Raw genomic sequence first — 20,329 nt, forward strand, 5'->3', positions numbered from 1 at the left:
CTTTTCGCCATCCCGCATTGCCACATCGAAGAATGCCGGTTCCACGCATCCCGGCAAGGTACAGGAGACACGTCATGATCCAACGCTTCGCGGGCCGGGCGGCCTTGGCTTTACTTGTTGTAGGCGGCTTTGCCGCGCCGCTGTTCGCCCAGACCGGCCCCTCTTCTTCCCGCCCCATCACCATCGTCGTGCCGTTCCAGGCGGGCGGCGGCGCCGACACTGTGGCACGCATGCTCGCGACCAATCTCGGCCCTCACTTGAACGGCCAGCCGGTGATTGTCGACAACCGTGCAGGAGCTTCGGGCAACATCGGCGCCAACCACGTCGCACGCGCACCGGCAGACGGTCATACCCTGCTGCTGACGAACAGCACCATGACGATCAATGCGGCGCTGAACTTCACGCAGGGCTACGACGTCAAGAAAGACTTGCAACCCGTCGCGATGTTGGTTTCCTCCCCGGTAGCGGTGGGCGTGAACAGCGGCTTGCCGGCCAAGACGACCGCAGAGCTGGTGCGGCACGTCCGGGACAATCCGGGCAAGGCCAACTACTCGTCCTGCGGCAATGGTTCACCGCAGCACTTCGCCGGCGAAGCCTTCAAGCAGTCGGCCAAGGTCGACATGGTGCACGTTCCGTACAACGGCTGCGCGCCCGCCATCAGCGATGCACTCGGCAACCAGGTACCCATTCTGTTCAGCACCATTCCCAACATGGCACCTCATGCCAAGACAGGCAAGCTGCGGCTGCTCGCGGTGGCCTCGGGCAAACGGCTGTCATTCATGCCCGAGGTACCGGCGCTGGCCGAGACGCCGGAATTCAAGAACCTGGACATCTCGGTGTGGTTCGGCCTGTTCGCGCCGGCGGCGACGCCGCCCGACGTGCGCGCCCGCATCGAGCAGGCAGTGCTGGCCACGCTCAAGGATCCAAAGCTGAAGCAGGAGTTCCAGGCGCGCTATTACGAGGTCGACGCGTTGGGGGCGGACGGCATGGGGCAACAGGTCGACAAAGATCTGGCGATGTACGGCGAGCTGGCCAAGCGTGCCGGCATCAAACTGGAGTAGCACCCTTTCCCTTTCCTATCTGAGTATCTGGAGTGCCATGTCTGCTTCGCTACCCTCTGATAGCGCCTCGCTGGCGCAGCACCTCGACGATCTAGTCGTCGCCAATCGCGTGCTTGCGAAATACGGCGTGCTCGACGGCTTCGGCCACGTCAGCATCCGCCATCCGGAACGCCCTGGGCATTTTCTGCTTGCGCGCTCGTTGGCACCTGAATTGGTCACCGCGGCCGACATCATGGAGTTCGACGAAGACTCCAATGCGGTCGGCGGCGACGCGCGCACGCCCTACCTCGAGCGCTTCATCCACGGCGAGATCTACCGGGCGCGACCGGACGTCAATGCGGTCGTCCACAGCCATTCTCCGTCCGTCATCCCGTTCGCGGGCTCTTCGGTGCGCCTGCGGCCCATCTACCACATGGCCGGTTTCCTGTCGGGCGGTGCGCCCGTATTCGACATACGCTGCTGCTTCGGGGCGACAGACCTGCTGGTGCGATGCCGCGAGCACGGCGAAGCACTTGCCAAGACGCTCGGGGCGCAGAACGTTGCTCTTATGCGCGGCCACGGTTTCGTGGCGGTTGGGAGCGACGTGCGCATCGCCGTTTACCGGGCGATGTACACCGAGACCAACGCATCCTTGCAGCAAAAGGCCATAACCCTTGGGGGCGAAGTCACTTACCTGAGCGAGGAAGAGGCTGCCAAGGCCGACGACACCATGGCGGGCGTGATGTTCCGCCCATGGGAGCTGTGGAAGAAGAAAGCCATGGAGGACTGACCTGGCCCGGCAGGCCGCCGAGGCTCGTGATCGAACACTCGACGGCCTGCCGCAGCGTTGCTCAGATCGTTTGTGGGAACGGCAGGTTACGCAGGCGCTTGCCGGTCAGTTTGGCCACCGCGTTGGCCACCGCGGGCGCCACGGGCGGCAAGCCCACCTCGCCGATGCCGCCGGGCGGATTGTCGGTCGGCGTCAGTTTCACCTCGACCACGGGGGCCAGGTTCGCGCGCAAGAGCGGGTACATGTGCAGGTTTTGTTGTTGCACTTGACCGCCCTTGTAGACCAGGCGTTCTCCGAGTGCGGCGGACAGCCCGAAGATCGCGGCGCCTTCAATCTGCGCCTTGATGTTGGCGGGACTGATGGCATGACCGCAATCGACCGCGGCCCAAAGGTGATGAACCGCCGGCCGGCCGTTTTCGACAGAGACTTCGGCAACCAGCGCGATGAACGAGCTCCACGTGTCGGAGAATGCCAGGCCCAGCGCCCGGCCTGGCTTGACGGGCTTGCCCCAGCCCGCCATGGCCGCCACCTCGCGCAGCACCGCCTGGGCGCGCGGGGCATGCGCGGTCATGTCAAGCCGGTACTGGAGCGGATCCTTGCCTACCGAGGCGGCAATTTCGTCGATCATGGTCTCGATCGCGAACTTGGTATAGCCGGCCCCTACCGCTCGCCAAAAGCTCACGTCTACGCCCCGCTGTTCGCGGCAATGCTCGATGAGCTGGTCGGTGATCTGATAGACGCAGTCTGATCCTTCCATGACGGGAGAGTCTTTCCCGCCTGTCTTTTCGTAGATGGCGGGGGCCGTGCGGGCGGTGATGCTTTCGGATACGAGCCTGTGGCGCCATCCGACGATACGCCCTTGGGCGTCGATGCCCGCGACCAGGTGTTGTGCCGTCATGGGGCGTGGACGGGATCGCAGGAAGTCGTCCTCTCGGGTCCAGATCACCTGGATCGGTACGCCGGGCATGGCCTTGGCAAGCAGCGCGGCTTCGAGGCTGTAGTCCGCCTCGGCTCGACGGCCATACCCCCCACCGAGCAGCGTGATGTTGACCTTGATGTTTTCAGGCTTGAATCCCGCGCCGGCAGACACAACGCCGATGACGCCCGAGGGAGATTGTGACGGCACCCAGATCTCGATCTTGTCACCATCGGCCCGCGCCGTGCAGTTCATGGGTTCCAGCGTGGTCTGCGCTACGTGCTCGGAGGTGTAGGTGGCGCGGAGTACGCGCGTGGCGCCGGCCAGTTTCTGCGCCGCATCCCCCTGTTTGTGCCAGACCGCGCCGGCATCGTCGAGCCGTTCCGCGCGGGCGACGAATTGCTTGAGGGCCGCTTCGCTGTCGTACGACCTCGCTTTGGACTCCGTGCTCCAAGTGACCTTGAGCAAATCCCGCGCCTTGCGGGCCGTGAAAAACGAATCGGCCACCACGCCTACGCCATGGGGCAGGCGCACGACTTTCTTGACGCCCGGTACGGCTAGCGCTTCGGCGTCGGAGACCGTGAGGGGTTTCTCACCCTGCACCGGCGCGTGCAGGATGGCAGCCCAGAGCATGCCGGGCAGGCGGACGTCGATTCCAAATTGTGCCGTGCCGTTGGACTTTGCCGGTACTTCCACGCGCGGCAGGTCTTTGCCGATGAGGGTGAACGCCGACATGGGCTTGAGCATGCCCTTGTCCACCTTCGGCAGCTCGGCCGGCGCCTGCGCGCTTTGGGCCAGCTCCCCATAAGTCATGCGCCGGCCGCTCGGTGGGTGGATGAGCGTGCTGCGCTCGGTGCGGACCTCCGAGGCCGGCACGCCCCATTTCGCCGCAGCCGCTTGGACCAGGACTAGCTTGCCCTGCAATCCCGCCAGGCGCAGCGTTTCGTAATAACCTTTGACCGTGCGCGAGGATCCGGTCACCATGGCTCCCCCGAAGCCCGGGTTGCCGAACCGCTTGGGGTCGCCGGGCGCTTGTTCGACGCGCACTTTGCTCCAGTCCAAGTCCATTTCTTCCGCGATGATCACGGGAATGGAGGTCATCGTGCCCTGCCCCATTTCCGAGGCAGGAGAGTAGATGACGGCCGTGTTGTCGGCGGCGAGGTTCACCCAGGCAATGGGACTGAACGGCGCGTTCGCCGCATGCGCCCCGGGTAGCAGCCACGCGGTGTCGCCGCGGGAGGCTGCCCAGCCTCCCATCACGACTCCCAGGGTAGCCGCGCCCGAGCCGACGAGGAACGCGCGGCGGGATAGTGTTTTCGTCTCCATGTCTGCCCTCCTAGCCCAGCGATTTCCGAGCGTTGACCACCGCATCGGCGATGCGGTTGTAGGTGCCGCACCGGCAAAGGTTTCCGGCCATGCGTTCGAGCACCTGCTCGCGCGAGAGCGTCTTGTCCGGCCCCGTTACCAGGCTGGCGGCGGTCATCAGCTGGCCGGACTGGCAGTAGCCGCACTGCGGCACCTGGTGTTCGACCCAAGCCTGGCTCAGGGCTTGGCCGGCTTTCGTCTCCATGAGTCCCTCGATGGTGGTCACGGATGCGCCCGTGACGGCGCTCATCGGCAAAATGCAGGAGCGCATCGGTTGCCCGTTGAGGTGCACCGTACAGGCACCGCACTGCGCCATGCCGCATCCGAACTTCGTCCCGGTGAGCTGGAAGTTCTCCCGCAATACCCAGAGCAAAGGCTTGTCGTCGGTGGCATCGATCGACACCTGCTTTCCATTGAGCTTGAACTCGATCACTGGATGTCTCCTTCGTGTGCGCCGCGCCTGCGAACGGGATGGCCGCATGGGCGGTGAGGATGATGCTAGCGCACGCGTGACGCAAAATCCACGCGCACCGGGGATTTTTCCCTGCGGGGCCAGGCACGCGTTGAGACGCGCGGTGCCTCACATTGAACAGCCCGGAGGTTGAGCGCCTGGCGCGCGCTGCCTAGCATGAGCCCATGCCGCGACGACCCGTCGCGAGAAGCCTGAGAACTCAAAAGGAAACTGTGTGACCGTAGCGTTCGATTATTCTTTGTCCTCCGATACGCGGGTGCTGATCACCGGCGGTACTTCCGGCATAGGCCGCGCCGTCGCCGCGGCGTTTGCGGCGCGCGGCGCGCGCGTCACGGCCACCGGTGCGACGCTGCATGAAGTCGAAAGTGCGCGAAGAGAGCCGGGTTTGGAGCGGGTGGAATGCGCCGTCCTGGACGTGCGCGATGGGCAGGCCGTGCGAGATTTCGCGTCCTGCTTCCAGGAGCTCGACGTGCTCGTCAATTGCGCCGGCATTATCCGGCGTGGCGCCGAACTCGTCGATCCGGCGGTATTCGTCGACGTCGTGGATACGAACTTGAACGGCACCATGCGCATGTGTGCCGCGTTGCGTCCTGCACTGGCCACCCGCCGGGGCGCGATCGTCAACACCACGTCCATCCTGAGCGTTTTCGGTGGCGCCCAGGTGCCGGGTTATTCGGCTTCCAAGGGGGGCGTGGCGCAACTGACCAAATCGCTGGCCATTGCGTACGCCGCCGACGGCATCCGGGTCAATGCCATCGCCCCGGGGTTCGTGGAAACGCCCATGGTCCGCGACATGACGGCGAACCCAGCGCGCTACCGGGCGATCGAGGCGAGAACCCCGCTCGGGCGCTGGGGGCAGCCGGAAGACATGGTGGGGCCGGTAATGTTCCTTGCGTCGCCAGCCGCCGCCTTCGTCACGGGTGTCGTGCTACCCGTGGACGGCGGCTACTTGGTCATGTCCAGCGACGCCGCGGGGTGAGCCCGGCGGCGCTCCCCTGCTTACTCCGCTTGGATGGCAAACTCCTTTACCCGCTGCGAGAAACTGCGCCAGTCCGCCTCGACAACCGATTGAAGGCGGGCCGGCGCGCCGCCCTGGGGTTCAATGCCCAGGCCGCGCAGCCTTTCCGCGACCTCCGGCATGCGCAACACTTCATTCACATGGTGATTCAGGCTGCTGAGGACGTCAGCGGGCAGGCCTTTCGGTCCGAACAGGCCGTACCAGGGCACGATGTCCACGTTCTTGTAGCCGAGTTCGGCAAAGGTTGGGACCTCGGGCAGCGTGGGCCAGCGGGTTTCGCCCGAAACCGCCAGTGGTCGCAGCTTGCCGGAGGGAAGCTGCTGGGCGACGGCGCCTGGCGACAACCAGGCGACCGTGACTTGGCCACCCACGAGATCGACCAGCGCCGGCGCGACGCCGCGGTATGGAATGTGGCGGATCTGCACGCCCGCGTCATGATTCAGCACTTCGGCTGCCACGTGCATGGGCGATCCCATGCCCGGGCTGGCATAGCTTACGTTCTGGTCCTTGCGGGCGAGCTCGATGAGCTGCTTGAGATTCTGCGGCCCGTCGCCTGCACGGCTGAGCAGCAGCAAAGGATTGATGCCCAGCTTGACGACGGGCGTAAAGTCCTTGCTCGGATCGTAGCTGACGCCGGGCCCGAGCTTGAGCACCAAGGGCGTGATCGCCATGGTCTGCGGCGCCACCAGCAGCGTGTAGCCATCGGGCGCGGCGCGCATCACGCTGGCTGCGCCGATCGCGCCGCTGGCGCCCGGCCGGTTGTCGACCACGACGCGCTGCCCTGTCCGGGCAGTGAGTTTTTCGGCCAGGATGCGGGCCAGTACGTCCGTGTCGCCTCCGGCCGGATAGGCGACGACGATCGTGACGGCCTTGGACGGAAACGACTGCGTTTGCGCCTGGGCGCCAACGGCAGGCAGTATGGCGGCGACGGCCGCGGTCAAGAATCGAGAGAAACGCAATGTCATGAAGCTTCCTTGATGCGCCAAACCGGGCGCGTGCCCGCATTCTTCTGCTGTAATGGCGCGCCAACAACAACTCAGGCGATCGAACAAAGGCACCGAGCGTCTCAACTTGCTCGGCGCCGAAGCAAAGGTGCTCTGCGTGGATGCTTTGAGCGAAGTTCTTTCTATTTGCCGCTGTGAACGGGCGGTCACCGCCCGCTTCACGCTGTCCGAACCCTGGGCGTTGCAGTCCAAGGGGGTCAGCGGCGCCATGATCCGCATGGTCACGGGCAAGCCATACTGGATGCAGGTCGAAGATGCCCCGCCTTTCCTCGTGCAGCCCGACGACCTGGTGATGCTCCCGCACGGCAGCGCCCACGTCATGTCGTCCGACCCGGGCGTGCCGCCGACGCCGTTCAGTGAATTGATCGCACGCTACCGCGGCGGCCCGGAAGAAGACACGCCCTTCGTCATGACCTGGGGCGGAGGTGGCGGCACCTCGACCATGTTCTCCACCTTGACTTGGTTTTCGGCCTATTGCCGCAGTACGGTCATGGCCATCCTGCCGCGCTGCATACACCTGCGGGCCAGTGAATTGAGCGTAGGCGGCGGGCTAGCAGGCGCAATGCACCTGCTGGTGGACGAATCGTTGGCGCGGCGCAGCGGCTGGAAGCTCGCCGCCGCACGCTTGGCCGACCTGCTCCTCGTGCACATCCTGCGCGAGCACCTGGAGGGCGAACACCCGCGCCAGGCCAATTGGCTGCGCGGACTCACGCATAAATCGGTGGCGAGCGCCATCGCGCTCATGCATCGCGAGCCCGCACGCGATTGGACGCTGGCGGAACTGGCCGAGGCCGTCCACATGTCGCGTTCCCGCTTTAGCGCCTTGTTCGCGAGCCTGGTCGGGCTGACGCCGATGGAATACCTGTTCCGGCACCGGATGTCGGTGGCGGCCGGCTTGCTCGAAGAACGTAGGATGCCGTTGATCGAGGTGGCCGAGCACGTGGGCTATACCTCGGAAAAGGCGTTTTCGCGCGCGTTTGCGCGATGGGCGGGGTATTCGCCCGCACGGCACGCGCAACGGGTAAGCCGCCTGGTATCGTAACGAGCACGCCGCGCGTCCTTGCAGATCGCCGGCCTTGCCAGCCCTACCCGGGAAGAGATTCACCGCACCTACGTATGTTCTCTTTTCAGCAACAAATGGTTCGAAATAAGCTTCTTTTTAGCAATGAACCTGCATGGTAGATTCCTCGCGTTCCTTGACGCAGGAGTCCTCCATGCCTTTGGTTTCCGGCAGTCTCTCCCGCACGCTCGCCGCGCTTGTCGCGTGCTTCGCGTTGTCCACCGCGGCCGCGGCCCCCGCCAATCCCCTCAAGAAAGTCTCTATCGCCGTGGGCACTCAAGTGCTCAACGTGGCCTACCCGTGGCTCATGTTGCCGCTAGCCAAGGGCTATTGGCGCGAAGAAGGCTACGACGTGGAAGTCATCGGTGTGTCGGGCTCCGCCCAGGGGCTACAGCAGCTCGCGACGGGCACCATCCAGTTCGCCCAGCTCAATTCCACCGGCCTGATCCAGGCCAACACCGACGCCAACCTTCCGGTGCGGGGCATCCTGGGCACCGGCGTGATCGACTGGGGTGTCGCAGTCTTGGAAGACAGTCCCATCCAATCGATCTCGGAGTTCAAGGGCAAGCGGATCGGCATCGTCAGCCTTGCCACCGGCGGCTATCCGCTGCTCAAAGGCTATCTGCGCAACAGCGGGCTGAATCCCGACAGCGACGTGCAAATCATTGCCGTCGGCGCGGGTGCTCCGGCCTTGGATGCGCTAAAGAGCAACCGCGTCCAGGGCCTGATGTTCTGGCAGTCAGCCCTGACCGGCTTCGAAAACGCGGGCGCCAAGCTGCGCGTGTTCCGCTCGCCGGATTGGCGCTCCATGCCGGACTTCACGCTGGGTACCTTGCAGAAGACCATTGATTCGGATCCTGCCATGGTCGAAGCTATCGCGCGCGGTTCGGCCAAGGCGTGGCTGTTCGCCATGACGAACCCCGATTGCGCGCGCAGGGTCCATTGGGCGGCCTTCCCCAACTCCAAGCCCACGGGCGCCGATGAAGCCACGCTCGCCAAGTGGGACTTGGCTTTGCTCAATGCCCAGCTCGACACCATGCGGGATGCACACCACATGAACGGGGGCAAGTTTATCGGCGCGATGGATCCTGCAGCCTACGGGCGGTTCCAGGACTTCATGTTCCGGGAAAAGCTGATCAAGCGTACGCTGCCCCCCGAGGCCTTCCTCATCGACAAGCCCGGGTTCATCGAGGCCGTCAACGGCTTCGAGCATGAAGCGATCATCGCCGATGCCAAGGCCTGCCGTGGAGTTTGAAGTGTCGCCCGCCGTGGCGCATTACGTGGCAGGTTTGCCCAAGGCGGAATTGCACATCCACATCGAGGGTTCAATCGAGCCGGATTGGATGATCGAGCTGGCTGCCCGCAACGCCGTTCCGCTGCGCTGGAAAACCGTGGAAGAAGTGCGGCGGGCGTATCGGTTCCAGAACTTGCAATCCTTCCTGAATCTCTATTACGACGGCTGCCGGGTCCTGGTGACGGAGCGCGACTTCCATGATGTCACCCGGGCCTACCTGCGGCGCGCGCATGCCGATGGCGTGCGTCACGCCGAGATGTTCATTGGTCCGCAGGCCCACACCCGGCGCGGCGTCGCGTTGGCGACTGTGCTCGAAGGGGTACTCGCCGCAATGGATGCGGCGCAGCGGGAAGACGGCATCTCCAGTGGCCTGCTCCTCGGCGCGCAGCGGCACTTGCCCGAGGAGGATGCGCTGGCGATGCTGGAGGCGTCCGAGCCCTGGCACGATCGCATCCTCGGCTTCGGCCTGGGCGGCGCCGAGGTAGGCAATCCGCCTTCGAAGTTCGCGCGGTTTTTTGCCGCCTGCCGCGAGCGGGGATTCCGTGTCACGGCGCACGCTGGCGAGGAAGGTCCAGCCGGATACGTACGTGAAGCGGTGGAGCTATTGCAAGTGGATCGCATTGACCACGGCAACAATTGCCTCGACGACGCCTCTCTGGTGCAAGACCTCGTCGCGCGCGGAACGCCCCTGACGGTCTGCCCGCTCTCCAACCTGCGGCTGTGCCTCGTCGAAAGCATGGCGCGCCACCCGCTCGTCGCGATGCTGCGCGTGGGATTGAACGTGACGGTGAACTCCGACGACCCATCGTACTTCGGGGGATACGTGAACGCGAACTACCTCGCCTGCCACCAGGCGCTGGGCCTGGACATCGACGCCCTGACGCTGCTTGCCCGCAACAGCATCTGCGCGTCTTTTGTCTCGCCGGCACGGAAGACGGCGCTGTTGGCAGAGATCGACGCATGGCGCTCGGCCGCGGCTCCGGCATGATTTCCATCACGGCGCTCCGGTATTTCGCCGAGGTGGCGCGCAGCGGTTCGTTCCGTGCGGCGGCCGACGCCATGTACATTGCACCTTCGGCCATCAGCCGGCAGATCGCGGCCCTGGAGGAAGACTTGGGGGCACCGCTGTTCGAGCGCGGCCCGGGCCGCACCGCGCTGTGCCTGACGGCGGCGGGCGAGCTGCTGATGCGGTTCGTGCAGACCCTCGATACCGAAATGGACCGCGTGCGCTCCGACATCGAGGGACTCAAGCAATTGCGGCGGGGCCAAATCCGGTTCGGCGCGCCCGAGACCTTCGCGCGGGATTTCATTCCCGAGTTCCTGGCGAGCTTCAACCAGCGGTATCCCGGCGTGACTTACCAGGTCCACCTCCACGGCACCCCGCGGTTGGTGGAGATGGTGGCCAACGATGAGCTGGAAGCCTCTCTCGCCTTCAACCCGCCGCCCATTTCCGACGTCCAGCATATCTACGAGCGCATGCTGCCCACTCGCGTCTTGGTGAGCGCCGGACATCCGCTCTATGAGCGTGAATCGATCCGGCTGTCGGACTGCGTCGAGTACGGATTGGCCCTGCCGGACGCCAGCATCGGCGCCAAGCGCGATTACGACGAGATGTTCGCCAAGGCCAAGATCCGGCCCCGTGCCGTTCTGGTCTCCAATTCTTACGAGCTGTTGCGTAGCGTGGCCGTTGCCGGGCTCGGCATCGCGCTTGTGAACGAGGAGCTGACGTACCAGAGAGAAGCTCCGCGCGGCTATCGCTACGTGCCGTTCAAAGATTCCCGCGTCAAGGCCCAGCGGCTGACCGTGTGCGTGCGCAGGGGCCGGAACCTGCCGAGCGCAACCCTGGTGTTCATCGACCAGCTCATCGAGACTTTGAAAGAACTGGAGCAAGCGTGACCGCGGCCTTCTCTTTTTCCTCCATCGACAAGACGTTTTCGAGCAAAGACGGTGGCGAGGTCATCGCGCTCCAAAACGTCGACTTCGACGTGCGCCAGGGCGAATTCGTGACCGTCGTCGGCCCCAGTGGCTGCGGCAAGAGCACCCTGCTGCGCATTCTTGCCGGGCTCGAGGTACCGACCTCCGGAACCGTGTCAATGGGTGGCGTGCCGTTGTCCGGCCCCAGCCGCGACATCGGCGTGGTGTTCCAGGTGCCGGTACTGCTGCCTTGGCGGACGGTGTTGCAGAACGTGCTCGTGCCCGCGCAGATCCAACGGCGGGACATGGCTGCCGCCACGGCCAAGGCCCAGGAATATCTCGACATGGTCGGCCTCGCCGGCTTCGCAACCAAATATCCCGGCGAACTGTCCGGCGGCATGCAGCAGCGGGTCGGCATCGCCCGCGCGCTGGTCAACGAGCCCAAAGTGCTGTTGATGGACGAACCGTTCGGGGCGCTGGACGCTATGACGCGCGAAAGCATGAACGTCGAGTTATTGCGCATCAAGGAGCGTAGCGGGACGACCATCATGCTCGTCACCCACAGCATTCCGGAAGCGGTGTTCCTGGGCGACCGAGTTGTGGTCATGTCGCCCCGGCCTGGCCGGGTGACGAAGATCGTGGAAGTGGACCTGCCCAAGCCGCGCCCGCTCAGCATCATCAACTCGGACGCTTTCGGCGCGTACGTATCCGACATCCGCGCCAACCTGCAAGCTGTCGGCGGATTGGATTGACCCATGGCAAACCTCGTTTCTTACTCCCAGACACCGAATGGGCGGCGCATCCTGGTCGCCGCCTTCTTCGTCCTCGTCATGCTGGCGTGGCACCTCGGGCTGCGCGCATTCGACGTCTCGCCGCTAGTATTCCCAGGGCCCGTCGAGGTCGGGAAATCGCTCTGCGACGGTTTTGCCTCCGGCGAATATTGGCTCCATTTGGGCGTAACACTCTACGAGATCCTCATCGGATTCGCGATCGGCGCGGCGGCAGGTTTCTTGCTCGGAGCGGCGATCGGGCAGTCAGCCGTGCTCGAAGCCGTGCTTTATCCCTATGTGGTTGCCTTCCAAGCCATGCCCAAGGTGGCCGTCGCACCGCTGTTCGTGGTGTGGTTCGGTTTTGGCGCGACCTCCAAGATAGTGATCACCGCCACCATTGTGTTCTTCCCCGTGCTGGCAAACACCATCGTCGGATTGCGCTCAGCCCCGCGCGACCAGATCGACCTGATGATGGCGTTCACGGCGTCCCGCTGGCAGGTGTTCCGCATAGTGCGGCTGCCGCAGTCCCTGCCCTATGTATTCGTCGGCCTGGACATTGGCATCGTGCTGGCCGTCATCGGCGCCATCGTGGGCGAGTTCGTCGGTTCGCAATCCGGCCTGGGTTATCTCATCCTGCAGCGGAATTTTTCGCTCGACACGGCGGGCGTCTTCGCCATCCTGGTGATTCTTTCGCTCATCGGCATTGGCCTGCACATCGTGATGAAGACCATCGCGCGCAAGGTGATTTTCTGGGTGGACTCCTTCGCCGACATCACCGGCGCCTGAGTCCACGCCGTGCTTCCCCATTTCGACGCCTCGACAAGGCCGGATGCCTACCTTCATCGACGGGAGCCCATCATGCTTCAAGCACCACGAAGTGCCTCACCTTCGGAAGTCCCCACCCTCGACCTGTCCTCGTGGCTGGCCGGCGGCACGCCTGACGCGCTGGTCGAGCAGCTGCGCGCGGCCTGCCTGGGGACCGGCTTTTTCTATGTGGCCGGGCACGGCGTGCCCGAGCAGGTGGTCGCCGACGTCTTCGACGCGACGCGCCGCTACTTCGCCCTGCCCGAAGCAATCCGGCTGGGCGACAAAATCGACGAGCGCTTCCGGCGCGGCTTCATGCCGTACGGCATCAACCAGCATCCTGGCTACGACCCAGACCTCAAGGAAAGCTACGAGTTTGGGATGGACCTGCCACTCACTGATCCCGACGTGGTGGCCGGGCGCCCGCTGCACGGGCCCAATCGTTGGCCGGAATGCGCCCCCTGGCTGCGGCCGGCGGCAGAGGCGTATTTCAACCATACGCTGCGCCTCGGCAAGGATTTGCTGCGGTTGCTGGCGCTCGCGCTGGAGCAGGAAGAAGGCTTTTTCCTGCAGTGGTGCAAGAAACCGATGGTCCAGAGTCGGCTCTTCCACTACCCGCCGCAAGTGCCCGACGCGGAGAAAGCCCTTGGCGTGGCACCGCACACTGACTACGGTATGGTGACCATCCTGGCCCAGGACCCCATTGGTGGCTTGGAGCTGATGAAGCGGGACGGCGAGTGGATTTCCGCGCCGTACATCGATGGCACCTTCGTCATCAACCTGGGCGACATGGTAAAGGTGTGGACGAACGATCGCTTTACCTCCAACTTGCATCGCGTGGTGAATCGCACCGGCCAGGAGCGTTACTCCATCCCCACCTTCTTCAACCTGGACTATGACGCGCCAGTACACTGCCTGCCTAACTTCCAGTCGGAGGTGAATCCGCCGAAGTATCCGCCGATCAAGTCCGGCGACTACCTAGTCAAGCGCTTCCGCGAGGTGCAAAAGTACAAGGCTTGATGCAGGGGCCGCGGAATCTCGCGGCGGACGCCTTCACGAGAGAAAAGCTTGGCGTACCCGCCCCATGCGCCTCCGCGGGAATCGCATGGCGCACGCTGTGCTCCGGGCGTTCGGGCAAGCAAAAAGGCCCGGCACAAAATTTCGTGCCGGGCCCCGGGAATTTGGTAGGCGCGATTGGATTCGAACCAACGACCCCCACCATGTCAAGGTGGTGCTCTAACCAACTGAGCTACGCGCCTGCTGTGTAAGCAGCGAAGAATTGAATTTTATATTGGATTTTCCGTGAGTGTCAAATGATGCGCTCACATCAATCGCCGGCGTAGATATCTTCGTAGAGAAAGGTGTCCGGGCGCCGAGCGAGCAAAGTCACGACAGTTGCGGCGATGCCCTCCTTGCGCCCGAGGAAACCGAGGGATTCGTTGGTCTTGGCCTTGATGTTGACGCAGGCGACCGGAACGCCGAGGTCGGCGGCGATGTTTTCTGCCATCGCGGCGGCGTGCGGGCCTATCTTGGGCGCTTGCGCATGCACCGTCGCATCGATGTTGATCGCCATCCATCCTGCTTCGGCCACGCGCTGCACGGCCGTGCGCAGCAACACGCGACTGTTCGCACCGGCGTAAGCCGGATCGGTGTCCGGAAAGTGGCGGCCGATGTCGCCCAAGCCTGCCGCGCCCAACAGGGCGTCGGTGACGGCGTGGAGCAGCACGTCGGCGTCGGAATGTCCCAGCAGGCCGTGGCTGTGGGGAATGCGCACGCCACCGATGATGAGCGGCCGGCCTTCGACCAGTGCATGGACGTCGTAGCCTTGCCCGATGCGATAGGGGTAGGCGGCGGGATCGATGGGTTTGTCTTTCGTCATGTGCGATCCAGGAATTTTTCCATCAAGGCGAAATCCTCCGGCCAGGTCACCTTGAAGTTCGATAGCGTACCGGGCACCAGGCACGGCGCGAGCCCCAAGGCCTCCACGGCGCTTGCTTCGTCGGTCACCGGCAGCTGGCGGATTTCGGCGTGAGCCAAGGCCTTGCGCAGCAGGCCCGCACGAAACATTTGGGGCGTTTGCGCCTGCCACAGCCCGTCGCGGGCAACGGTGCGCCCCACCCGGGGAGGATCGTCGCCGCCCTGGGCCTTGATGGTATCGGCCACGGGCAGGGCAAGCAGGCCGCCCACTTCGTCGTGCAGGCAGGCGTCGATCAGCGCGCGCAAGGTGATGGCCGGCAAGCCGGGGCGGGCCGCGTCGTGGACGAGGATCCAGTCGTCGGCCTGGGCTTCGCAACGTGCCAAGGCGTTGGTGACCGTCTGCGCACGGGTTGCGCCGCCGCAAGGCAGGCAAGCCACGCGCGCCAGGCCGTCCAGGGCCGATTCAGCCTCGCGGTCGCCCGGCGCGACGGCAACGACCACGCGGTCGATGCGCTCCTCGGCCAAGAGCGCGCGCACTGCGTGGCGTAGCATGGGCTGGCCGGCAATCTTGCGGTATTGCTTGGGGAGGGGCGCCGACCCGTCCGGCGAAGGGCCGGCCGCGCGGGAGCCGACGCCCGCCGCGGGCACGATGGCGATCAATCGAGAGCTCGGTGTCATGGCTTCTATAATACGGAATTGCCGTCCAGGCCGCGCCGGCCCATTGGCGACGCTCTTTGCACGAGACCGATGTCCCTCCCGCCCGTTACCGCGTCTAGCTCCCTCGCCCGTCCGACCCTTGCCTTGCCTTCGGCGCTCACCCAAGCCGTCTTGGCGGCGCTCAGGCCGGGAGAGCGCTACGTCCAGCCGCGCCCGCCCGGCGCCGGAGATGCCTGGCTGCTCGCCGATCTCGCGCGCCAGGCGTCCAAGCCGCTCGCCATCCTCACCGCCGACCCCCTCGACGCCCAGCGCCTGGCCGAAGAGGTGCGCCTGTTTGCGCCGGAGCTGAGGGTCCATCAGTTTCCAGATTGGGAAACACTGCCCTACGATTCGTTCTCCCCGCACGAGGACCTCATTTCCGAGCGCCTCAAGGCCTTGCATGCGTTGATGCAGCAAGGCGTGGACGTACTGACGGTGCCAGTGACGACGGCACTCTACCGGCTCGCCCCGCCCTCGTTCCTCGCGGCCTACACGTTTTCGTTCAAGCAGGGCGATACGCTCGACGAGGCGGCGCTGCGGGCACAATTGACGCTCGCCAACTACTCCCACGTCACGCAGGTGACGGCACCAGGCGAATTCTGCATCCGGGGCGGGTTGATCGACCTATTTCCCATGGGGTCGGCCCTGCCCTATCGGCTCGATTTGTTTGACGACGTGATCGAGTCCATCCGCAGCTTCGACATCGATACCCAGCGCAGCCTGTATCCCGTCAAGGAGATCCAGCTGCTGCCGGGCCGCGAATTTCCGATGGACGAGGCCGCGCGCAACGAATTCCGGGCGCGCTTTCGCGAGCAGTTCGAAGGCGACCCTTCGCGTGCCATGCCGTACAAAGACATTGGCAACGGCATTGCATTCCCTGGCGTCGAATACTACCTGCCGTTGTTCTTCGACGAAACGGCGACTTTGTTCGACTATCTCGGCGACCAAACCATCACGGTCACCCTGGGTGACGTCGAAGACACCATCCGGCGCTTCCTGCAGGATACGACGAGCCGCTACGAGTTCCTCAAGAGCGATCGCGAACGCCCCATCCTCCCCCCTTCGCGAATTTTCCTCGATGCCGAAGGCCTGTTCGGCCAGCTCAAGCGCTTTGCCCGCCTGGCGTTGAGCAGCGATCGCCAGCATCCCGCGTTCACATCTCCGCCAGAAGTCGCCATACAGCGCAAGGCCGAGGATCCCGTGGCGCGCCTGCGCGCCCTGATCGCCCGGCCAGACCTCAAGGTGCTGTTGTGCGCGGAATCGGCGGGACGGCGCGAAACCATTTCCCAAATGCTGGCGGAGTTTGGCTTGCGTCCGGACCCGGTCGACTCCATCCAAGGATTCCTCGAGCAGCCCAGCGCTTTTGCCATCGGGATCGCCCCCCTTTCTTCGGGTTTCGGCCTGGCCGAGGCGAACCTGCTGTTCCTGACCGAAAGCGATTTATTCGCGGGCCACACGGTGCGCCGGGGCAAGCGCGGGCAGGAGCGCGCGAGCAACGTCGAGTCCATGGTGCGCGACCTGTCGGAGCTGCGCGTGGGCGACCCGGTCGTCCACGTCCAGCACGGCATCGGCCGATACCAGGGGCTGGTCAGCATGGACATCGGCGAAGGAGACATGGAATTCCTGCACCTGGAATACGCCGGCGGCAGCACGCTTTACGTGCCGGTATCCCAATTGCACGTCATCTCGCGCTATAGCGGCGCGGACCCTGACACGGCGCCGCTGCATCAGCTTGGGTCCGGCCAGTGGGAAAAAGCCCGCCGCAAGGCGGCTGCCCAAGCGCGGGACGCCGCGGCCGAGCTACTTAATCTCTATGCGCGGCGCGCCACCCGCCAGGGTTACCAGTTCAAGCTGCCCCTTGCCGATTATGAGGCTTTCGCGGAGTCTTTCGGCTTCGAGGAGACGCCAGACCAGGCAGCCGCCATCCAGGCCGTGATCGAGGACATGACCTCCGGCCGTCCCATGGACCGGCTGGTATGTGGCGACGTGGGCTTCGGCAAGACTGAAGTCGCCCTGCGCGCGGCGTTCATCGCCGTGGCCAACAACAAGCAGGTGGCGTTGTTGTGTCCCACGACGCTGCTGGCGGAACAGCACGCGCAAAATTTTGCCGATCGCTTCGCAGACTGGCCGGTCAAGGTGGTCGAGCTGTCGCGCTTCAAGTCGACGAGGGAAATCCAGGCTTCGATCGAGCAGATCAACGACGGTCGCGTCGACATCGTGATCGGCACCCACAAGCTGCTATCGGACAAGATCAAGTTCAAGAACCTGGGCTTGGTCATCATCGACGAGGAGCACCGCTTCGGCGTGCGCCAGAAGGAAGCCCTCAAGGCGCTGCGGGCCGAGGTGGACGTGCTGACCCTGACGGCTACCCCGATTCCCCGCACCCTCGGCATGTCGCTGGAGGGGATACGCGATTTCTCGGTCATTGCGACCGCGCCGCAGAAGCGCCTGGCCATCAAGACCTTCGTCCGGCGCGAGGACGGGAGCACCATACGGGAAGCGCTGCTGCGCGAGCTCAAGCGCGGGGGGCAAGTGTACTTCCTCCATAACGAGGTCGAGACCATCCACAACCGGCGCGCCATGCTCGAAGAGTTGGTGCCCGAAGCCCGCATCGCCGTTGCGCACGGCCAGATGCCTGAGCGCGAGCTGGAGCAGGTGATGAAGGCCTTTTACCAGCAGAAGTACAACGTGCTCCTGTGCACCACCATCATCGAGACGGGCATCGACGTGCCGACCGCCAACACCATCGTGCTGCACCGGGCGGACCGTTTCGGCCTGGCCCAGTTGCACCAGCTGCGGGGCCGCGTGGGCCGCTCGCACCACCAGGCTTACGCCTATTTGTTGACGCCGGGCGAAGACGCCATCACCAGCAACGCCAAGAAGCGCCTGGAAGCCATCCAGGCCATGGAAGAGCTGGGCTCGGGCTTTTACTTGGCGATGCACGACCTCGAGATCCGCGGCGTAGGCGAGATCCTGGGCGAATCGCAGTCGGGCAACATCCAGGAAGTCGGTTTCCAGATGTATACCGACATGCTCAACGAGGCAGTCAGGGCCCTGAAGAACGGCCGCGAGCCCGACCTGAACGCCCCGTTGTCGGCTACGACCGAAATCAACTTGCACGTCCCTGCCCTTCTGCCCCAGGACTACTGCGGAGACGTGCACGCTAGGCTAACCATTTACAAGCGGCTTGCCAATTGTGAAGATGCCGGCGAGATCGACGCGATCCAAGAAGAGTTGATTGACCGTTTCGGCAAGCTGCCGGATGCGGCGCGCGCCTTGATTGAAACCCACAGGCTGCGCCTGGCTGCCAAGGCCGTCGGCGTCATCAAGATCGATGCTAGCGAGCAATCGGCAGTGCTGCAATTCGAACCCAATCCTCCAATCGATCCGATGCGGGTGATCAGCCTGGTCCAGAAGAACCGCCACATGCGGCTTTTCGGACAGGACAAGCTGCGCGTCGACATCAAGGGCGTCGACCTGAAATCCCGCGTGGAGGCAGTGCGCGCCGTGTTGCGCTTCTTGGCTTGAGCGCGTTTTTTTCCGTCCAGAACATGACCCATCTCGTTATCCAGGCTCCTGACCTCTCCTCCGAGGCCGTCGAACACTTGTCCCGCCTTGCGAAGGCCAAGAAAACCATGGAACTGGCGCCTGGCGCCGTCCGCCTGGTCGAGGCCGACGGGGCGCCGGCCGTGCGCGCCGAAGTAGCCGCCTATTGCCAGCAGGCAGGCGTGGACTGGGCGTACGTCGCGCCGGGCGCTCGCCTGGCCGACTGGAAGATCCTGGCCATGGACATGGATTCCACCCTCATCAACATCGAGTGCATCGATGAGATCGCCGATATGGCCGGGCTCAAGCCGCAGGTGGCCGCCATCACGGAAGCTGCCATGCGCGGGGAAATCGCCGATTTCAGCGAAAGTCTCACCCGTCGCGTGGCCCTGTTGCAAGGCCTGCCCCTGGAGGCTTTGGAGCGGGTGTACGCCGAGCGGCTGCGACTGAACCCTGGCGCCGAGCGGCTGCTGGAAGTTGCCCGCGGCCTGGGGCTCAAGACCTTGCTCGTTTCCGGAGGCTTCACCTGGTTCACCGGCCGCCTGAAGCACCGCCTGCAGCTGGACGAAGCCCATGCCAACGAGCTGGAAGTGGTCGATGGCCGGCTGACCGGCAAGGTCGTGGGCGCGATCCTGGATGCCGACGGCAAGGCTGCTCACCTGCGCGAATTCGCCGGCCGGCACGGGGCGCCGCTTTCCCGCGCCATCGCCGTCGGCGACGGCGCCAACGACTTGAAAATGTTGGGGCTCGCCGGCCTGAGCGTGGCCTATCATGCCAAGCCGGTCGTGCGGGAAAAAACCACCCACGCGCTCAACGTGTGCGGGCTGGACGGCATCCTGAACTGGTTCGAAGATACCCTGGGCTGATCGATCGGCGCTTCTGCTGTAGTGTTACGCTCCAGTGGTGACTGACGGACCTTTGGCCATGTCTGCACGCCGTACTGCCAATCCTGCTGCGGAGTCTCCGCGCATACGTGATGCCGATCGCACGCGCCAGATCATCCTGGACGCCGCGACCCACGAGTTCGCGGCGCTGGGCTTGGGGGGCGCCCGCATGGACCGGATTGCCGAACGGGCCGGAGTCGACAAGCGGCTCATTTACTACTACTTCAACAATAAAGATGACCTCTTCCTCGCTGTCCTCGAGCGTGCCTATGCCGCCATACGGCGCGCCGAGCAGGCGCAGCACCTCGAAGCCCTGAATCCGGCCGATGCGGTGCGCAAGCTCGTGGAGTTCACTTGGCGCTACTACCTGGAACACCCCGAGTTCCTGTGCCTGCTCAACAGCGAAAACCTGCACCAGGCTGAGCACCTCAAGCGCTCTTCCCAAGTACGCGACATACACTCGCCCTTCGTGCAGTGGCTGGCCGACATCCTGAAGCGCGGGCAAGAAATGGGAGTGTTCCGCAAGGGCGTCGACCCCATCCAGCTTTACATCTCCATCGCCAGCATCGCGTATTTCTACCTGTCGAACAAATACACGCTGTCAGAGATTTTTGGACGCGACCTCATGTCGCCCGAAGCGTTGGATGAACGCCTGGCGCACATGATCGAGGTGATCTTGGGCTACCTGCGTCCTTGACCTTGGCCGACCCAAGGGTTATCCCCAGCCATTGTGGAAAAACTTGGGGATAGCGGGCGAATAACCTCATCATCCCTAGGCACCATGCGCCTTGGCGGTGGGATGATGAAAAAACGGGCAGCTGTCGCGGGGGCCGGGGAGG

At 64.4% G+C, this 20,329-nt stretch carries 18 protein-coding genes and 1 tRNA gene; 13 read left to right on the top strand and 6 right to left on the bottom strand.

Annotation, left to right across the window (positions count from 1 at the left end; genetic code table 11):
* Positions 1-74: 74 nt before the first annotated feature.
* Positions 75-1,061 carry a tripartite tricarboxylate transporter substrate binding protein gene (locus Q0319_RS09235; protein WP_296466600.1) on the top strand — a complete coding sequence of 329 codons (987 nt, stop codon included), beginning with the start codon at positions 75-77 and terminating at the stop codon, positions 1,059-1,061.
* Between the two features lie 37 nt (positions 1,062-1,098).
* Complete coding sequence (locus Q0319_RS09240; protein WP_296466602.1) at positions 1,099-1,830, top strand: class II aldolase/adducin family protein; 732 nt, start codon at positions 1,099-1,101, stop codon at positions 1,828-1,830.
* Positions 1,831-1,891: 61 nt separating this feature from the next.
* Here the strand turns inward: Q0319_RS09240 and Q0319_RS09245 are convergent, their stop codons facing one another.
* A complete protein-coding gene (locus Q0319_RS09245) occupies positions 1,892-4,072 on the bottom strand; it encodes a molybdopterin cofactor-binding domain-containing protein (protein WP_299451907.1) in 2,181 nt (726 codons plus the stop codon).
* A 10-nt stretch (positions 4,073-4,082) separates the two neighbouring features.
* Entirely contained in the window at positions 4,083-4,544 is a 462-nt protein-coding gene (locus tag Q0319_RS09250; protein ID WP_299451908.1) for a (2Fe-2S)-binding protein, read from the bottom strand.
* A gap of 253 nt (positions 4,545-4,797) precedes the next feature.
* On the opposite strand from Q0319_RS09250, the gene Q0319_RS09255 reads away from it, so the two are divergent.
* Positions 4,798-5,562 carry an SDR family oxidoreductase gene (locus tag Q0319_RS09255; RefSeq protein WP_296466612.1) on the top strand — a complete coding sequence of 255 codons (765 nt, stop codon included), beginning with the start codon at positions 4,798-4,800 and terminating at the stop codon, positions 5,560-5,562.
* A 20-nt stretch (positions 5,563-5,582) separates the two neighbouring features.
* On the opposite strand, the gene Q0319_RS09260 is transcribed toward Q0319_RS09255, so the two are convergent.
* Positions 5,583-6,566 (bottom strand): tripartite tricarboxylate transporter substrate binding protein, encoded by a 984-nt coding sequence (locus Q0319_RS09260; protein ID WP_299451910.1) that lies wholly within the window; start codon positions 6,564-6,566, stop codon positions 5,583-5,585.
* A gap of 136 nt (positions 6,567-6,702) precedes the next feature.
* Here Q0319_RS09260 and Q0319_RS09265 point away from each other — a divergent pair, with 136 nt between their 5' ends.
* The 7 genes from Q0319_RS09265 to Q0319_RS09295 all read left to right on the top strand — a co-directional run bounded on the left by Q0319_RS09265 (position 6,703) and on the right by Q0319_RS09295 (position 13,467).
* Positions 6,703-7,647, top strand: a complete 945-nt coding sequence (locus Q0319_RS09265) for an AraC family transcriptional regulator (protein WP_299451912.1) — start codon at positions 6,703-6,705, stop codon at positions 7,645-7,647.
* A 172-nt stretch (positions 7,648-7,819) separates the two neighbouring features.
* On the top strand, positions 7,820-8,920 hold the full coding sequence (locus Q0319_RS09270; protein ID WP_299451914.1) for an ABC transporter substrate-binding protein: 1,101 nt from the start codon (positions 7,820-7,822) through the stop codon (positions 8,918-8,920).
* Between the two features lies 1 nt (position 8,921).
* A complete protein-coding gene (locus Q0319_RS09275) occupies positions 8,922-9,947 on the top strand; it encodes an adenosine deaminase (RefSeq protein WP_299451916.1) in 1,026 nt (341 codons plus the stop codon).
* Positions 9,920-10,855 carry a LysR family transcriptional regulator gene (locus Q0319_RS09280; RefSeq protein WP_299451918.1) on the top strand — a complete coding sequence of 312 codons (936 nt, stop codon included), beginning with the start codon at positions 9,920-9,922 and terminating at the stop codon, positions 10,853-10,855. The genes Q0319_RS09275 and Q0319_RS09280 overlap by 28 nt, the downstream gene beginning before the upstream one ends.
* Positions 10,852-11,625, top strand: a complete 774-nt coding sequence (locus Q0319_RS09285; RefSeq protein WP_299451920.1) for an ABC transporter ATP-binding protein — start codon at positions 10,852-10,854, stop codon at positions 11,623-11,625. Before Q0319_RS09280 ends, Q0319_RS09285 begins: the two co-directional genes overlap by 4 nt.
* Before the next feature lie 3 nt (positions 11,626-11,628).
* The gene (locus Q0319_RS09290) at positions 11,629-12,429 is read left to right on the top strand and encodes an ABC transporter permease (protein WP_299451922.1); all 801 of its coding nucleotides are present in this window, start codon (positions 11,629-11,631) and stop codon (positions 12,427-12,429) included.
* A 72-nt stretch (positions 12,430-12,501) separates the two neighbouring features.
* Positions 12,502-13,467, top strand: coding sequence for a 2OG-Fe(II) oxygenase family protein (locus Q0319_RS09295; protein WP_299451925.1), 966 nt, complete (start codon positions 12,502-12,504; stop codon positions 13,465-13,467).
* A 162-nt stretch (positions 13,468-13,629) separates the two neighbouring features.
* On the opposite strand, the gene Q0319_RS09300 is transcribed toward Q0319_RS09295, so the two are convergent.
* The 3 genes from Q0319_RS09300 to ispD form a co-directional block, all read right to left on the bottom strand.
* A tRNA-Val gene (locus tag Q0319_RS09300) sits at positions 13,630-13,706 on the bottom strand.
* A 68-nt stretch (positions 13,707-13,774) separates the two neighbouring features.
* Positions 13,775-14,326: a 2-C-methyl-D-erythritol 2,4-cyclodiphosphate synthase gene (gene ispF, locus Q0319_RS09305; RefSeq protein WP_299451927.1), complete on the bottom strand. Its 552-nt coding sequence runs from the start codon at positions 14,324-14,326 to the stop codon at positions 13,775-13,777.
* Positions 14,323-15,042 (bottom strand): 2-C-methyl-D-erythritol 4-phosphate cytidylyltransferase, encoded by a 720-nt coding sequence (ispD, locus tag Q0319_RS09310; RefSeq protein WP_299451929.1) that lies wholly within the window; start codon positions 15,040-15,042, stop codon positions 14,323-14,325. Before ispD ends, ispF begins: the two co-directional genes overlap by 4 nt.
* A gap of 69 nt (positions 15,043-15,111) precedes the next feature.
* Between ispD and mfd the strand changes: the two genes are divergently transcribed.
* Genes mfd through Q0319_RS09325 form a run of 3 tightly spaced genes read left to right on the top strand, consistent with a single transcriptional unit; the run spans position 15,112 to position 20,187 of the window.
* Positions 15,112-18,588 carry a transcription-repair coupling factor gene (gene mfd, locus Q0319_RS09315; RefSeq protein ID WP_299451931.1) on the top strand — a complete coding sequence of 1,159 codons (3,477 nt, stop codon included), beginning with the start codon at positions 15,112-15,114 and terminating at the stop codon, positions 18,586-18,588.
* Positions 18,589-18,611: 23 nt separating this feature from the next.
* Entirely contained in the window at positions 18,612-19,472 is an 861-nt protein-coding gene (serB, locus tag Q0319_RS09320; protein WP_296466474.1) for a phosphoserine phosphatase SerB, read from the top strand.
* Between the two features lie 58 nt (positions 19,473-19,530).
* Entirely contained in the window at positions 19,531-20,187 is a 657-nt protein-coding gene (locus tag Q0319_RS09325) for a TetR/AcrR family transcriptional regulator (RefSeq protein WP_299451933.1), read from the top strand.
* The last annotated feature ends 142 nt before the right edge of the window (positions 20,188-20,329 follow it).

It is taken from the genome of uncultured Pigmentiphaga sp., assembly GCF_937950555.1.
GTDB lineage: Bacteria > Pseudomonadota > Gammaproteobacteria > Burkholderiales > Burkholderiaceae_B > Pigmentiphaga.

What these genes read in the sequence shown, in the direction of transcription:
- Q0319_RS09270 (WP_299451914.1), top strand. Translation starts at nt 7,820, where the DNA reads ATGCCTTTGGTTTCCGGCAGTCTCTCCCGCACGCTCGCCGCGCTTGTC.
- Q0319_RS09240 (WP_296466602.1), top strand. Translation starts at nt 1,099, where the DNA reads ATGTCTGCTTCGCTACCCTCTGATAGCGCCTCGCTGGCGCAGCACCTC.
- Q0319_RS09280 (WP_299451918.1), top strand. Translation starts at nt 9,920, where the DNA reads ATGGCGCTCGGCCGCGGCTCCGGCATGATTTCCATCACGGCGCTCCGG.
- Q0319_RS09290 (WP_299451922.1), top strand. Translation starts at nt 11,629, where the DNA reads ATGGCAAACCTCGTTTCTTACTCCCAGACACCGAATGGGCGGCGCATC.
- ispD (WP_299451929.1), bottom strand. Translation starts at nt 15,042, where the DNA reads ATGACACCGAGCTCTCGATTGATCGCCATCGTGCCCGCGGCGGGCGTC.
- Q0319_RS09245 (WP_299451907.1), bottom strand. Translation starts at nt 4,072, where the DNA reads ATGGAGACGAAAACACTATCCCGCCGCGCGTTCCTCGTCGGCTCGGGC.
- Q0319_RS09325 (WP_299451933.1), top strand. Translation starts at nt 19,531, where the DNA reads ATGTCTGCACGCCGTACTGCCAATCCTGCTGCGGAGTCTCCGCGCATA.
- serB (WP_296466474.1), top strand. Translation starts at nt 18,612, where the DNA reads ATGACCCATCTCGTTATCCAGGCTCCTGACCTCTCCTCCGAGGCCGTC.
- Q0319_RS09260 (WP_299451910.1), bottom strand. Translation starts at nt 6,566, where the DNA reads ATGACATTGCGTTTCTCTCGATTCTTGACCGCGGCCGTCGCCGCCATA.
- Q0319_RS09235 (WP_296466600.1), top strand. Translation starts at nt 75, where the DNA reads ATGATCCAACGCTTCGCGGGCCGGGCGGCCTTGGCTTTACTTGTTGTA.
- Q0319_RS09295 (WP_299451925.1), top strand. Translation starts at nt 12,502, where the DNA reads ATGCTTCAAGCACCACGAAGTGCCTCACCTTCGGAAGTCCCCACCCTC.
- mfd (WP_299451931.1), top strand. Translation starts at nt 15,112, where the DNA reads ATGTCCCTCCCGCCCGTTACCGCGTCTAGCTCCCTCGCCCGTCCGACC.
- ispF (WP_299451927.1), bottom strand. Translation starts at nt 14,326, where the DNA reads ATGACGAAAGACAAACCCATCGATCCCGCCGCCTACCCCTATCGCATC.